This is a genomic window from Streptomyces viridochromogenes, from assembly GCF_001270495.1.
Classification (GTDB): Bacteria; Actinomycetota; Actinomycetes; order Streptomycetales; family Streptomycetaceae; genus Streptomyces; species Streptomyces viridochromogenes_A.
Genome location: NZ_LGUR01000221.1, coordinates 1 through 13,422, shown reverse-complemented (window position 1 = coordinate 13,422; position 13,422 = coordinate 1). Strand labels below are relative to the sequence as shown.

Genomic DNA, 13,422 nt, shown 5'->3' with positions numbered 1-13,422 from the left:
TGGCAGGATGTTGGACCAGGTCATGAGTGACAGTCATGAGGCCCCGGCCGACTGTCCGGCAACCCTCCGTCCGTGGCGGGGTGCCCCGGGTGAAGACCAGGCCGTAGGCAGCGAGGTCTACGGCAAGCGCGGGCCCCTCTCGAAACCAGGGGTCCTGGTCGTTCGAGGGAGTCTTCCGTGAGCAAGCGAATGCGATAGGGCTGCCGAGCCCCGCCTCCGCGCACCCTTTTTCTCTTCTCCGCATGCCTTCAACTCGCATGCCCCTCACGGGAGTTCGCCATGTCCGTCTTCACCGCTGCCACCGCCCAGACCCTTTGTGCCCAGCTGCCCGTTCTGGGTAGTGATGTCACCGTCCCGCTCGTCACCGGTGGCGAGGTCACCTACGCCGCGCTCGACTACGCCGCCAGCGCCCCGGCCCTCCAGCGGGTCTGGGACGACGTCGCCGCCTACGCGCCGTACTACGGCAGCGTCCACCGCGGTGCCGGGTACCTCTCGCAGCTGTCCACCGACCTGTTCGAGAACGCCCGCAGGACGGTCGCCGAGTTCCTGGACTGCCGGGACGGCGACCAGGTCGTGTTCACCCGGTCCACCACCGACTCCCTCAACCTGCTCGCCGCCGCCCTCCCGGCCGACTGCCAGGTCTTCGTCTTCGAGACCGAGCACCACGCCTCCCTGCTGCCCTGGCGTGACGCCCGCGTCACCTACCTCAACGCCCCCCGCACCCCGCGTCAGGCCGTCGAGACCCTGGAGCGCGCCCTCGCCGACCGTACTGTGTCGAATGAAGGGGGCTACGGCCCGGCCCTGGTCTGCGTCACCGGTGCCTCGAACGTCACCGGTGAACTGTGGCCCGTACGGGAGCTCGCGGCCGCCGCCCACGCTCACGGCGCCCGGATCGTGCTCGACGCCGCCCAACTGGCCCCGCACCACCCGGTGAGCGTCCAGGACCTCGATGTCGACTGGGTCGCCTTCTCCGGACACAAGCTGTACGCCCCCTTCGGCTCCGGCGTCCTGGCCGGCCGCGCCGACTGGCTGCGCGAGGCCGAGCCCTACCTCGCGGGCGGCGGCGCCAGCCGCAAGGTCTCCCGGCGCGAGGACGGGGGAGTGGACGTCGAGTGGCACGAGAACGCCGCCCGCCACGAGGCCGGCTCCCCGAACGTCATCGGCGCCTACTCCATCGCCTCGGCCTGCAAGGCCCTCACCGAGGCCGGGTTCGACAACCTGGTCGCACGCGAGCAGTACCTGATCGAGAAGGTGCGGGAGGGCCTCGCCGAGGTCCCCGAGGTCCGGATCCTCTCCCTCTTCGGTGACGACGCCCCGCGCGTCGGGGTCATCTCCTTCGTCGTCGACGGCTGGAACAGCTCCCACTTCGCCGCCGCGCTCTCCGCCGAGTACGGCATCGGCGTGCGCGACGGCCTGTTCTGCGCCCACCCGCTGGTCCGGACGCTGTTGGGCAGCGACCCGCAGACTCAGGGCGAGTGCGGTGCCCCGGAGGCGGCGCCCGGCGAGAAGTCCCTCAACGCGATCCGGGTGAGCTTCGGGGCCGGTACGCCGGACGAGCACGTCGAGCGGTTCGTGAACGCCGTGAAGGAACTCGTGACGGACGGCGCCCGGTGGAACTACCGCACCGAGGACGGGCGTTGCGTGCCGGACACCTCCGCGTGAGCCGGTAGCCGGGCGCCCAGCAGGATCATCCGCAGGGCGCGTTCGGTGGCGTCCGTGAGGAGCTCGGAGGCCCGGACGAGGGCCTCCGCCAGGGCCATCGGCCCCGGCAGGATCCCGCTGAACGCGTCCACGCCCGGCACTTCGCGCGCGCCCTCGCCGAGCGTGCCCGCCAGCACGAGCACCGGGCGGCCGTACAGCTTGGCCCGGCGGGCCACCTCGGCCGGGACCTTGCCCCGGGGCGTCTGGTGGTCCAGGGCGCCCTCGGCGGTGACGACGAGGCCGGCGCGGGCGAGGCGGGCGTCCAGGTCCAGGTGGTCCAGGAGCACGTCGAAGCGGGGGAGGAGGCGGGCGCCCAGCGCGGCGAGGCCGGCGCCCAGACCGCCGGACGCGCCGGTGCCGGGGCCGAGACGCAGGTCGGTGCCCACGGCCCCCAGGTCACGGGTGAGGACGTCCGCCCAGTTCTCCAGCCCCGCCGACAACTCCTCCACTTGGGCGGGCGTCGCCCCCTTCTGCGGGCCGAAGACACGGGCCACGCCGCGCTCGCCGCACAGCACGTTGTACGGGTTGCAGGCGACGAGCAGCTCGACGTCCCGCAGCCTCGGGTCCAGGCCGGACGGGTCGATCCGCGCCAGTCGCCTCAACTCCCGTCCGCCAGGCGTGAGTTCGAAGCCGTCGGCGTCCAGTAGCCGGGCGCCGAGCGCCCGGAGCGCACCGGCGCCTCCGTCGGACGTACCCGAGTCGCCGCAGCCGACCAGGATCCGCCGTACGCCGGTGTCGAGCGCGGCCCGGATCAGCTCGCCGACGCCGTACGTCGTCGTGGCGCCCGGGTCGCGCAGGGCGCGGGGGACGAGGGACAGCCCGGCCACCGCGGCCATCTCCACCACCGCCGTGTCCCGCTCGCCGGGGCCGAGCAGCGCGAAGTGCGTGCCGACCGGCTCACCGACGGGGCCGGTCGCGGGCAGCGCGACGAGTCGGCCGCCGGTCGCGGCGGCCAGGGTGGCGGCGGTCCCCTCACCGCCGTCCACCAGGGGGATCAGGTCGAGCACGGCTTCCGGCAAGACCCGCCGGACACCGTCCGCGATGGCCTCGGCGGCGGCCTGGGCGGACAGGGACTCCTTGAAGCCGCTGGGGGCTACGACGACTCGGGTCAGCATCAGATCTCCTCAGCAGGTCGGGTGAACTCACTGCGCTGCGGCAACGCCCTCAGGGGCGCGGGGCTGTGACATGTGCGGCTCCGCCGCGCGGGCGCGACCAGCCACGACGGCGCGGCAGATGAAGGACGACACATGCGCGGCACCGTCATCGCGTCACCGGCACACCGAGCGCCGGCCACACCGCCACGGCAAACAGCAGAACGAGCACGGCAGTCAGCGGAGCCAGGACGGCGGACAGGCGCAACAGGTCGCGCGGCGTGTAGGTAGGGGTCCCGGGAAGGTCGGAAAAGAGAGTCACCGGCTTGGCAGAAGCCGGCAACGTATGACAGAACCCAGCCGCCGCAGTGGACGCAAGCGCCGCCGCGACCGGATTCACCCCCGCCCCCACCGCCGCCGCGACCACCAGCGGCACCAGCACCGACGAACGGGCCGACCGGGACTGCAGGACCAGATGGGCCGCCGTACTGATCGCGATCACCACGATCAGGAACAACACCGGGCCGACTCCACCGGGAAGCCCGTCCACAAGCCACTTCGCCGCCCCGGAGTCGGCGAGCGCCACACCCATCGCCATCGTCGCGGCCATGAACAGCAGCAACGCCCAGGGCACCGTCTTCAGCGCGTCCTTGAGATGTACGGTGCCGAGGGCCGGCGAGGCCGCCACCACCGCGCCGATCAGCGCGACGACCGCCGGGGGCACCCGGTGCAGCGGCTCGCTGCACCACAGCACGACGACCGTGCCGAGCAGCAGCGCGCACCGCTTCTCGGCCTGCGACCAGGGGCCGGTGACCGGGGCGTCGCTGTGCTCCTGGATCTGTTCGGGCGTGATGTGCACGGCGCCCTTGCGGTCCGCGCGCCGGGTCGTCGTCAGGAGTACGGCCTCGGCGGCCAGGTGGGACGAGGCCACGGCGAGGGGCAGGCCCAGCAGCAGCCATTCCGTGAAGCCGATCCGGTCACCCGTCGCCTGCCACAGCACCGACACGGTGATCAGATGGGCGCCCGCCCCGATCAGCGTCGCCACCGCCGACAGCAGGATCACGGTCGGGAACAGCAGTGCCAGCATCACCACCAGTCGCCTCCGGTCGGCCAGCACCTTGGCGAGCGCCAGGAACACCGGCAGCGCGAGGGCGGCCCGCCCCGACGTGGCCGGCACCGCGAACGCCGTCACGACCAGGGCGGCTGTGCTGAGGTGCACGAGCTGCCGTACGGTCCGCGCCCCGCCGACCAGAAACGCCGCCGCCCGTCCCGCGAGCCCGGTCCGGGTCACCGCCGCCGCCAGCACGAAGGCGCAGATCAGCAGCCACACCGTCGAGTCGCCGAGGGTGCCGAAGAGCGTGTCGCTGCTGATCACCCCGGTCACCGTCAGGGCGAGTCCGGCGCCCAGCGCGATGTAGGTGTCGTCGACCGGGGTGGCGATCCAGGCGCAGGTGGCCAGGGCGAACACGGCGAGGGTGAGGCGGGCGTCGGCGCCGAGCCCCGGGAAGTTGCCGGGCACGGCGAGCAGCGCGCACAGGGAGAGTGCCACGCACAGGGCCGCGCCCAGTCGGAGGTTCATGGTCACGTCATCGAGGGTTCACCTCGGCCGTGAGCCCTCGATGAGCCGCACATGAAGGAGACTTCACGCGGCGGGGACACGTCACGCTGACAGGCGGTACCCCACGCCGCGCACCGTCTCGACCCGCTCGGCCCCGAGCTTCTTGCGCAGCGCCCGAACGTACACGTCCACGATGTTGGAGCCGGGGTCGAAGTCGTAGCCCCACACGTGCGACAGGATCTGCTCGCGGGACAGTACCTGCCCCGGATGCCTCAGGAACAGCTCCAGGAGCACGAATTCACGGGCCGTCAGATCCACGGTGCGCTCGTCGGCCCGCGCCCGCCGGGTGCGCAGGTCCAGCGTCAGCGAGCCCGACCGCAGCACCGTCACCTCGGGCGCCCTGGCCGCCGTACGCAGCCGCAGGCGCACCCGGGCGAGCAGTTCCTCGAAGCGGAACGGCTTGGTCATCCAGTCGTCGGCGCCGCCCTCCAGACCGGCCACCGTGTCCCGTACGGAGTCCCGCGCGGTCAACACGATCACCGGGACCGTCACCCGGGCCTCGCGCAGTTCGCGCAGCACCGTGAAGCCGTCCCGGCCGGGCAGGCCGATGTCCAGGACGACCAGGTCGAAGCCGCCGGTCAGCGCGTACTCGTAGGCGGCGTCGCCGTCGCCGACGACGGTCGTGGTGAAGCCGTTGGAGCGCAGGCCCTTCTCGACGAAGGAGGCGATCCTGTCCTCGTCCTCGACGATGAGAATGCGGTTCACGTGTGTGCCTCTCCCAGGAGCAGGACGAAGGTGGCGCCGCCGCCCTCTGTGTCGCGCAGCCGTACCCGGCCGCCGTGTGCCTCCGCGATCGCCCGGACGATCGAGAGGCCGAGCCCGGCTCCGGAGCCCCGGGCGCCGCGCCGGGACGTACCGCGCCGGAACCGTTCGAAGATCACCTCGCCGTCCTGCGGCTGCACACCGCACCCCGAGTCGGCGACGTACAGCTCGACGCCCGGACCGTCGACGCGGGAGCCGATCCGCACGGCCTGGCCGGTCGCGGTGTGCTGTACGGCGTTCTGGGCGAGCTGGACCATCGCCTGGGTGATGCGCTGCGGGTCCAGCTCGGCCTCGACGTCGGCCACCTCGGCGAGCTGCCAGTCCCGCTCGCCCAGGGTGCGGGCCTTGACGTAGACGTCGGCGGTGAGCTCGGCGAGCTGGACCGGCTCGGGGGTGACGAAGTCGGGGCGCTCGGCCTTGGCGAGCAGCAGCAGGTCCTCGACGATGCGGCTCATCCGGTCCAGCTCGTCGGTGACCAGCCGGATCGTCTCCTCGCGCTCGGCCGGGTCGTCGCCCATCAGCTCCAGATGACCGCGCACGATGGTGATCGGTGTGCGCAGCTCGTGACCGGCGTCGTCGACGAACTCCCGCTGGGCGGCGAAGGCGCGCTCAAGGCGGTCGAGCATGTCGTTGAAGGTCTCCGCGAGCGCGGCGATGTCGTCCCGCCCGTGCACCGGGATACGGCGGGTGAGGTCCTGCTCGGTGAGCTGCGCCGCCGCCGTGCGCACCAGCCGTACGGGTTTGAGGATCCGCCCCGCGACCGCCCAGCCGATGCCGGTCGTCATCAGCAGGGCGACACCGGAGATGGCGAGCAGGATGCGGAACTGGTCGTTCACCGCGGCCTGTTCGCGCCCGGGGTGGAAGGCGACGACGAACGCGGCCTCCGCCTCGCCTCCCGCCCGGGCGACCGTGACCTTGGCCCAGCGGATCTCGCCGGACGCCCGGTGCAGCGTGCCCGTGGCGTCGGGCGAGTCGAAGATGCGGCGGCGGGCGTCGGCGTCCTTGTACAGGGGAACGGCGACGGGGATGTCACGCGGCTGGCGGTACTGCGCCGGGGTCGTGCCCGGCCGGCCCACCAGACCTATCAGTTCCTCGTCCGGGTCGGCGTACTGCCGTACCAGGAACTCGACCAGCAGCCGTGACGGGTCGGTGAACGGACGCCCGGTCTCCGGGTCGACACCCCGCTCCTCGAAGTTGGCGAACTCACCGGCCTCCTGGGCGAGCAGCCCGTTCGCCCGGTGGTCGACGTCCCGCAACAGGATGGACCGCGTGGTCGTCGCCACGGACACGAGTCCCACGGCCATGACGAACAGCAGCCAGAGCAGGATCCGGACCCGGGCGGAGATCCTGCGGCGCACCGGACTGGGGGGTGTCGCCATAAGGCACCCTTCCTCACCGCCGCGTACCGACACAGCCGGCGGAGCGCTCAGCCGTCGTCCCCGGGCTCACCCCGGTCGTCGTCCCCGGTCTCCCGGTCGGGGGCGTCGTCATCGTCGTCGCTCGTGGGGCTGTCGGTCACCGGGGGCCGGGAGACGACCTCGTCGCTCGGTGTCGGCGTGGGCCGGGTGGGCGTCGGGGTGGGAGAGCTGCTGTCCAGCTCCACCTTGGCCGGGACCTTGGGGGACTCCGGGGCGTCGGTGAGCGCGAAGCTGGTCGCGGCGATACCGAGCGGAATAGCCACTACGGCGGCCAGGGCCGCGATCCGGTGCGAGAAGACCATGCGACCGAGCCTGCCCCCGGCACCCGGCGGAGAGGATGAGTCCAGGATGAAGAACTCTTCATCTCGGGCCGCGCGGGTCAGCTGTCCAGGCCGATGGCGAACGCGGCCTCGATGTCGTGCTGCGAGTACGTACGGAACGCCACGTGCGTGTCCGTCCCCTCGACACCGGGGATCTTGCTGATCCGGCCCGGGATGACCTCGGCGAGATCCTCGTGCTGCTTCACCCGCACCATGGCGATCAGGTCGTACGTCCCGGTGACCGAGAAGACCTCGGTGACGCTCTCCAGCGAAGCGATGCGCTCCGCGATCTCGGGAATCCGGTCCACGCTGGTCTTGATGAGGACGATCGCGGTGATCACGGCTGGTTCTCTCCCTCGGAGGCCGGAGCTGGGGCGGCCTTCACTCTAGTCGCCCGCCCGAATCGCGCCGACGCGTAGCCGAAGCCCAGCCCGAAGCCCACCAGGTGCGCCAGATACGCCACCCCCGGCCCCTGGGCGGCCCGCCCCGCCGCCACCCACTGCAGGCCCGCCCAGAAGGGCAGCACGACCCACGCCGGGAAGCGCAGCGGCAGGAAGAGCAGGAACGGCAGCAGGCTTGTCACGCGCGCCCCGGGGAAGAGGAACAGGAACGCGCCGAGGATCGCCGAGATCGCCCCGGACGCGCCGACCAGGGACTGGGTGGAGTCGTCGTTGGCGGCGGCGTAGCCCAGCAGGGCCAGATAGCCGCAGCCCAGATAGAAGAGCGTGAACTGGACGTGACCCATCCGTTCCTCGGTCATCACGCCGAAGACGTAGAGGAAGAGCATGTTGCCGAGCAGGTGCACCCAGCTGCCGTGCACGAAGAGGGCCGTGGCGGGCGTGAGGGCGGCCCGGGGCGCGCCCTCGAACAGCTCCGCGGGCACCACACCCCAGCGGTGGAAGTAGGCCCGTTGCGCGGCGAGCAGCCCGTCGCCGGAGCCGTACGCCGGATTCAGCCCCGCCGCCGGACCGATCAGGAAGAGCAGGCAGCACAGGGCGATCAGGGCGTACGTCACCGGAGCCGGCGCCCGGAAGGCCGATCGGCCCGCCTTGGCGAACCGAGCACCGAAACGCGCCACGCGCCAGTTGCCGATCATGAACACAGAGCATGACGTAACCGGACGCACCCGCGCAGACCGCCTCGCCGCCGTGGACGGACGGGCGGCGGGTACCCGCCAGGCCGTAGGGTAACGAGCCACACGCACCGGGGAGCCCGGGGCGTCGCGGACAATAGAAGGCCTAGAAGGAAAGAGCACAGTCACGATGACGGTTCCCCTGCCGACCGACACGACGCGGTGGCGCTGCACCCTCTGCGGCAACCTCACGCGCTTCGACGTGACGCGCTCGTCCAAGGTCGTGGAGTACATGCACCTCGATCTGGCCGGCGAGCCCAAGGTCGAGGAGCGCGAGGTGCTCAGTGAGACCATCGAGTCGGTGCGCTGCCGCTGGTGCAACGCCGTGGACAAGGTGGAACTCGTGGACAGGCCGGGCGCCGGCTCCTGACAGGAGCCGGCCCCGCACAGCATTGGGGTGTGACGGATGGTGGAGACACAAGGCGGGGGGCCGGGCGACGGCGCCGCCGAGGTGCTCGACCGTCCGCTGCCCGACGGGGTACGGCGCAGGGTCGTACAGATCGTGTCCGACGGGTTCGGCGGGCTGACCGTCGGCGAACTGCCCGCACAACTTCGGCAGTACGCCCGGTTCGCCCCGAACCGCCGGGCCAAGTTCGCCGGCAACGCGATGGCGGCCGCGCTGGAGACCGATCCGCTGTTCCGCCAGCGCATCGGGGAGAAGTTCAGAGAGGCCCAGCCGGAACTCTCCGGCGCCCTCGACTCCGGCTCGGCGCCCCCGGCCGCGGACCCGCTCGACGTGGCGGCCGCGGCCTATGTTCTGCGGCCCACCGGGTGGGTCAAGCTGGTCACCGCGGCCGGCGAGGAGGCCCAGCGGGCCGACGCCGAGCGCGCCGACGAGGAGAACCGGGCCGAGCTGGAGCGGCTGCGCGAGGAGCTCGCGCACGCCCGTGAGCACACCCGGCACGAGACCGAGCGGCTGCGCACCGAGCTGGACGCGGCGAAGAAGGAAGCCGAGTCGCTGCACCGGAAGCTGCGGTCGGCGGTCAGTGACGTCAAGCGCGGCGAGGCCGCCCTGCGCAAGGTCCAGGGCGAGATGGAGACCGTACGCGCCGAGGGCCACGCCCAGGTCTCCGCGGCCGAGAGCGAGACCCGGCGGCTCAGGGCGCGGCTCGGGGAGGCCGAGGCCGCCCTGGAGGCCACACGCAAGGCGGCACGCGAGGGGCGCAGCGTCGAGGACATGCGCGTCCGGCTGCTCCTGGACACCATGCTGGACGCCGCCCAAGGGCTGCGCCGGGAGCTGGCGTTGCCGCCGGTCTCCGTACGGCCCGCCGAGACCGTGGACGCGGTCGAACCGGGACGAATGACCCCGAAGGACATCGCCGCACGGGCGTTGTCCGAGAACGACCCCGCGATCCTCGACCAACTCCTCGCGCTGCCGCAGGCGCATCTGGTGGTCGACGGCTACAACGTCACCAAGACCGGCTATCCCCAGATGCCGCTGGAGAAACAGCGCCTGCGGCTGCTCGGCCAGCTCTCGCAGCTCGCCGCGCAGACCGGCGCCGAGGTGACCTGTGTCTTCGACGGGGCCGAACTGGCCGCGCCCGTCCTGCTCGCGCCGCCGCGCGGGGTGCGGGTGCTGTTCTCCAAGCCGGGCGTGACCGCCGACGAGCTGATCCGCCAGCTGGTGCGCGCCGAGCCGCCGGGCCGTCCGGTCATCGTCGCCTCGACCGACCGCGAGGTCGCGGACGGGGTCGCCCGGGCCGGAGCCCGCCCGGTGGCTTCTGCGGTGCTTCTCAAGCGCCTGTCCTGAAAACGCCAATGTACCGGCGCAATGCCCGAATTGGCGTCAACCATGGACAACGTAGTGTCAAGCCCGTGTCACACGATGTGAGTTGTGTGTAAAGAATGACGGGTGTGGCGAGAAAATTCGTGTGAGGATTTGATCTGATCACAACTAGGTCACTAGGGTCTGGCCTCGAACCTCCGAGCGGGTGATCACTCAGAAGAAGGAGTTCACCTCCGTGGCGTCCCACCGTCGACCCAAGCAGCCGAGCCGAGCACGTGTGACCGTGCTGACCACCGCCGCCGCTGCTGCCGTGGCCATCAGTTCGCAGGCCGCCAACGCGGCGCCCAGCGAGAAGCCGAGCAAGGACGAGGTAAAGGCCAAGGTCGACAAGCTCTACGAGGAGGCCGAGCAGGCCACCGAGAAGTACAACGGGGCCAAGGAGAAGCAGGAGAAGCTCCAGAAGGAGATCTCCACGATCCAGGACAACGTGGCGCGCGGCCAGGAAGAGCTCAACGAGCTGCGCGACTCGATGGGCCTCGCGGCCGCCGCCCAGTACCGCACGGGCAGCATCGACTCCTCCGTCCAGCTGTTCCTGTCGTCCGACCCGGACGACTACCTGGACAAGGCGTCCACGATGGACCAGCTGAGCGCCCAGCAGGTCGACTCGCTGAAGAAGATCCAGGGCAAGCAGCGCGAGCTCTCCCAGCAGCGCGCCGAGGCGTCCGACAAGCTCAAGGACCTCGCCTCCACCCGCACCGAACTGGGCAAGAAGAAGAAGCAGGTCCAGGCCAAGCTCGCCGAGGCCCAGAAGCTGCTCAACACCCTGACGGCCGCGGAGAAGGCCGCCCTCGCCGCCGAGGAGCAGCGCGCCAGCCGCTCCGCCGCCGACCGCGTGGACCTGGGCAACGTCGGCTCCGCCTCCGGCCGGGCCCAGGCCGCCTTCCAGGCCGCCCAGACCCAGATCGGCAAGCCGTACGTCTACGGCGCCACCGGCACCGCCTCCTACGACTGCTCGGGCCTGACCTCCTGGGCCTACGCCCAGGCCGGCGTCTCCATCCCGCGCACCTCGCAGGCCCAGGCCAGTTACGGCAGGCACCTGTCCATGGGTGAGCTCAAGGTCGGCGACCTCGTCATCTTCTACGACGACCTGCACCACGTCGGCCTCTACGCGGGCAACGGCCAGGTGCTGCACGCCCCGCGCAGCGGCACGGTCGTCCGCTACGAGTCGATCAACAACATGCCGTTCATGTTCGGCGTCCGGATCTGATCCCGGCCGAACTTCCGCAAGATCAACACGGCGTGCCGCCCGAACGGGCGAATCACGACAACTCTCGCTGACCCCGCGCCCCGCCCATGACCTGCGTCATAGGCGGGGCGTCACTTTGTGTGCCCGCCGCGGTCGTTGGTCGACACCCCGGCACGGAGCTACTGTCTGCCGCGTTTCCCCCTCGCCGGGGAAGGTCCTTGTCGTCAGCGGAAGGAGAGCGGCTTCCCGTGGGGTCCCATCGCCGCCTTGTATCGCCCGGGTTCGACCGGGGCGCAAACGCAGCCCTCTGCGTCATGTCGGCCGCCGCCGCGGCCCTCGGGGTCGTACCGGCCACGGCCGCGCCGCACGACGACACCCGGGCCAAGGTGGACCACCTCTACGAGGAGGCTGAGAAGGCCACCGAGCTCTACAACAAGGCCGACGAGCGCGCCGACAAGCTCCGGGAGCAGGTGAGCGACGCCCAGGACCGGATCGCCCGCCAGCAGGAGCACATCAACTCCATGCGGGACACCCTCGGTTCGCTGGCGGGCGCCCAGTACCGCTCCGGCGGCCTCGACCCTTCCCTCGCCCTGCTGCTCTCCGACGACCCGGAGGACTACCTCGACCGGGCCGCCCGGATCGCCCGGATCAGCGCCCACCAGGCCGACGAGCTCAAGGACCTCCAGGACGCCATGCGCGAACTCGCCCAGGAGCGCGCCGAGGCGGCCGGAAAGCTCGTTCAACTGGAGAAGAGCCGCAAGACCGTCGCCGCCCACAAGCGGACCGTCGAGCGCAAGCTCGCCCAGGCCCGCAGGCTTCTCAACTCCCTCACGGCGGCCGACCGCGCCGCCTACGACCGCGCCTCCCGCTCCGGCCGTGACGTCATGCCCGACTTCGGCGACCTCCCCGCGCCCTCGGGCCGTGCGGGGGCCGCCATCGCCGCCGCCCACTCCGCCCTGGGCAAGCCGTACGTCTGGGGCGCCAACGGCCCCTCCGGGTTCGACTGTTCGGGCCTGATCCAGTGGTCGTACGCCCAGGCCGGCGTCGCCCTGCCGCGCACCTCGCAGGGCCAGCGGTACGCCGGCCGACAGGTCCCGCTCTCCGAGGCCCAGCCCGGCGACGTCGTCACCTACCGCTCCGACGCCAGCCATGTCGGGATGTACGCCGGCAACGGCCAGGTGATCCACGCGCCCTACCCGGGCGCCCCGGTGCGCTACGACCCGGTGGGCATGATGCCGGGCGCGACGGTCACGAGGGTCTGAGCCGGGTCGGACGCGGGTCTGACCTCCGCGCCCACCCCGCCGTACGATCGGGAAATGGCTGGTCGAAGGCGGGCGTCGGGAACGCGAGTCGTCATCGCGCTCTGTCTGCTGCTCGTCTCGCTGGTGGGCTGCGGCGGGCGGCCCGCCACCGACAGCACCAAGGCCGAGGTGCAGCGCGTCCTCGACCGGCGGGCGGGCGCGATCCTCGACCGGGACGAGGCGGCGTATCTGCGCACGGGCGCGCGGGACCGGTACGGCAACCTGCGCGCGATGCCCCTCGCTGCCTGGTCGTACCGCCTGACCAGCGTGCGGCGCACCGGCGACACCGCGCTCGCCGAGGCCGAGCTCCGCTATCGCGTCCAGGGCTACGACCGGGCCCCCGTCAGCGTCGGCCGCACCCTGAGTCTGAGCCTGGACCTGGAGGGCCGGTGGTACGTCGAGGCCGAGCGGCCCGCGAAGGGCTCCGCCCAGCAGCTGTGGGACCAGGGCGAGGTCAGCGTGGTACGGGGTGAGGACAGCCTCGTCCTGGGCGTCGGGCAGTCCGACGCGAGGCTGCGCTCGTACGCCGAGCTGGCGGACCACGCGGTGCCGGCCGTGTCCCGGGCGTGGGGCACGGACTGGCCGCGGCGCGTCGTCGTCCTCGTACCGAAGTCGCTGACCGGGATGGCCGGGCTGCTGGGCGCGCCCGCGTCCTCCTACCGGGGGATCGCCGCGGTCACCACCGGGGAGACCGGTGCGCCGGCGAGCGCGCCCGCGGACCGGATCATCGTCAATCCCGACGCGTACGGCGTCCTCGGGGGCACCGGCAAGCAGGTCGTCCTCACCCACGAGACCACCCATGTCGCCACCCGCGCCCACACCGGCGCCGCCACCCCGCTGTGGCTCTCCGAGGGCTACGCCGACTGGATCGGCTACCTCGGCACCGGCCGCTCCCCGTCCCAGGCCGCGCCCGAGCTGTATCGCGCGGTGGCCGAGGGGCGGGTGCCCGAGGAGCTTCCGGGCGACGCGGAGTTCGGTTTCACCGGGGACGGGGGTGATCTGGCGCGGGCCTACGAGAGCGGGTGGATGGCGTGCCGGATGATCGCGGACCGGTGGGGTGAGGTGAGACTCGCCGAGTTCTATCGGGCCGTGGGGGCGCATGAGGGG

At 71.9% G+C, this 13,422-nt stretch carries 13 protein-coding genes and 1 riboswitch; of the genes, 6 read left to right on the top strand and 7 right to left on the bottom strand.

Translation table 11 applies throughout. The features are described 5' to 3' along the window. Positions 1 to 18 precede the first annotated feature (18 nt). Positions 19 to 135: riboswitch (SAM riboswitch) on the top strand. 144 nt (positions 136 to 279) lie between these two features. Next, the gene (locus tag ADK36_RS31195) at positions 280 to 1,662 is read left to right on the top strand and encodes an aminotransferase class V-fold PLP-dependent enzyme (protein ID WP_053199899.1); all 1,383 of its coding nucleotides are present in this window, start codon (positions 280 to 282) and stop codon (positions 1,660 to 1,662) included. Here ADK36_RS31195 and ADK36_RS31190 read toward each other — a convergent pair. The 7 genes from ADK36_RS31190 to ADK36_RS31160 form a co-directional block, all read right to left on the bottom strand. After that, positions 1,617 to 2,816 (bottom strand): glycerate kinase, encoded by a 1,200-nt coding sequence (locus tag ADK36_RS31190; protein WP_053199897.1) that lies wholly within the window; start codon positions 2,814 to 2,816, stop codon positions 1,617 to 1,619. The two genes, ADK36_RS31195 and ADK36_RS31190, sit on opposite strands and share 46 nt — an antisense overlap. Before the next feature lie 145 nt (positions 2,817 to 2,961). Continuing rightward, on the bottom strand, positions 2,962 to 4,371 hold the full coding sequence (locus ADK36_RS31185) for an SLC13 family permease (protein WP_053199896.1): 1,410 nt from the start codon (positions 4,369 to 4,371) through the stop codon (positions 2,962 to 2,964). Positions 4,372 to 4,452: 81 nt separating this feature from the next. Then, complete coding sequence (locus ADK36_RS31180; RefSeq protein WP_030047679.1) at positions 4,453 to 5,115, bottom strand: response regulator transcription factor; 663 nt, start codon at positions 5,113 to 5,115, stop codon at positions 4,453 to 4,455. Further along, complete coding sequence (locus ADK36_RS31175; protein WP_234329944.1) at positions 5,112 to 6,551, bottom strand: sensor histidine kinase; 1,440 nt, start codon at positions 6,549 to 6,551, stop codon at positions 5,112 to 5,114. Before ADK36_RS31175 ends, ADK36_RS31180 begins: the two co-directional genes overlap by 4 nt. Before the next feature lie 47 nt (positions 6,552 to 6,598). Next, a complete protein-coding gene (locus tag ADK36_RS31170) occupies positions 6,599 to 6,892 on the bottom strand; it encodes a hypothetical protein (RefSeq protein ID WP_048585174.1) in 294 nt (97 codons plus the stop codon). A gap of 77 nt (positions 6,893 to 6,969) precedes the next feature. Then, complete coding sequence (locus ADK36_RS31165) at positions 6,970 to 7,251, bottom strand: Lrp/AsnC family transcriptional regulator (RefSeq protein WP_048585175.1); 282 nt, start codon at positions 7,249 to 7,251, stop codon at positions 6,970 to 6,972. After that, on the bottom strand, positions 7,248 to 8,006 hold the full coding sequence (locus ADK36_RS31160) for a rhomboid family intramembrane serine protease (protein WP_199830285.1): 759 nt from the start codon (positions 8,004 to 8,006) through the stop codon (positions 7,248 to 7,250). The genes ADK36_RS31165 and ADK36_RS31160 overlap by 4 nt, the downstream gene beginning before the upstream one ends. Positions 8,007 to 8,172: 166 nt before the next feature. Between ADK36_RS31160 and ADK36_RS31155 the strand changes: the two genes are divergently transcribed. The 5 genes from ADK36_RS31155 to ADK36_RS31135 all read left to right on the top strand — a co-directional run. Beyond that, entirely contained in the window at positions 8,173 to 8,412 is a 240-nt protein-coding gene (locus tag ADK36_RS31155) for a hypothetical protein (RefSeq protein WP_030047674.1), read from the top strand. A gap of 36 nt (positions 8,413 to 8,448) precedes the next feature. Then, positions 8,449 to 9,792, top strand: a complete 1,344-nt coding sequence (locus ADK36_RS31150) for an NYN domain-containing protein (protein WP_048585176.1) — start codon at positions 8,449 to 8,451, stop codon at positions 9,790 to 9,792. A 211-nt stretch (positions 9,793 to 10,003) separates the two neighbouring features. After that, positions 10,004 to 11,035 carry an NlpC/P60 family protein gene (locus tag ADK36_RS31145; protein ID WP_048585185.1) on the top strand — a complete coding sequence of 344 codons (1,032 nt, stop codon included), beginning with the start codon at positions 10,004 to 10,006 and terminating at the stop codon, positions 11,033 to 11,035. A 227-nt stretch (positions 11,036 to 11,262) separates the two neighbouring features. Further along, on the top strand, positions 11,263 to 12,276 hold the full coding sequence (locus ADK36_RS31140) for an NlpC/P60 family protein (protein ID WP_048585177.1): 1,014 nt from the start codon (positions 11,263 to 11,265) through the stop codon (positions 12,274 to 12,276). A gap of 54 nt (positions 12,277 to 12,330) precedes the next feature. Continuing rightward, on the top strand, positions 12,331 to 13,422 hold a 1,092-nt coding region (locus tag ADK36_RS31135; protein WP_048585178.1), incomplete at its 3' end, for a lipoprotein.

Excerpts from the sequence above, each read along its gene's own strand:
- ADK36_RS31195 (WP_053199899.1), top strand. The coding sequence starts at position 280 with ATGTCCGTCTTCACCGCTGCCACCGCCCAGACCCTTTGTGCCCAGCTG.
- ADK36_RS31190 (WP_053199897.1), bottom strand. The coding sequence starts at position 2,816 with ATGCTGACCCGAGTCGTCGTAGCCCCCAGCGGCTTCAAGGAGTCCCTG.
- ADK36_RS31185 (WP_053199896.1), bottom strand. The coding sequence starts at position 4,371 with ATGAACCTCCGACTGGGCGCGGCCCTGTGCGTGGCACTCTCCCTGTGC.
- ADK36_RS31175 (WP_234329944.1), bottom strand. The coding sequence starts at position 6,551 with ATGGCGACACCCCCCAGTCCGGTGCGCCGCAGGATCTCCGCCCGGGTC.
- ADK36_RS31170 (WP_048585174.1), bottom strand. The coding sequence starts at position 6,892 with ATGGTCTTCTCGCACCGGATCGCGGCCCTGGCCGCCGTAGTGGCTATT.
- ADK36_RS31160 (WP_199830285.1), bottom strand. The coding sequence starts at position 8,006 with ATGATCGGCAACTGGCGCGTGGCGCGTTTCGGTGCTCGGTTCGCCAAG.
- ADK36_RS31155 (WP_030047674.1), top strand. The coding sequence starts at position 8,173 with ATGACGGTTCCCCTGCCGACCGACACGACGCGGTGGCGCTGCACCCTC.
- ADK36_RS31150 (WP_048585176.1), top strand. The coding sequence starts at position 8,449 with ATGGTGGAGACACAAGGCGGGGGGCCGGGCGACGGCGCCGCCGAGGTG.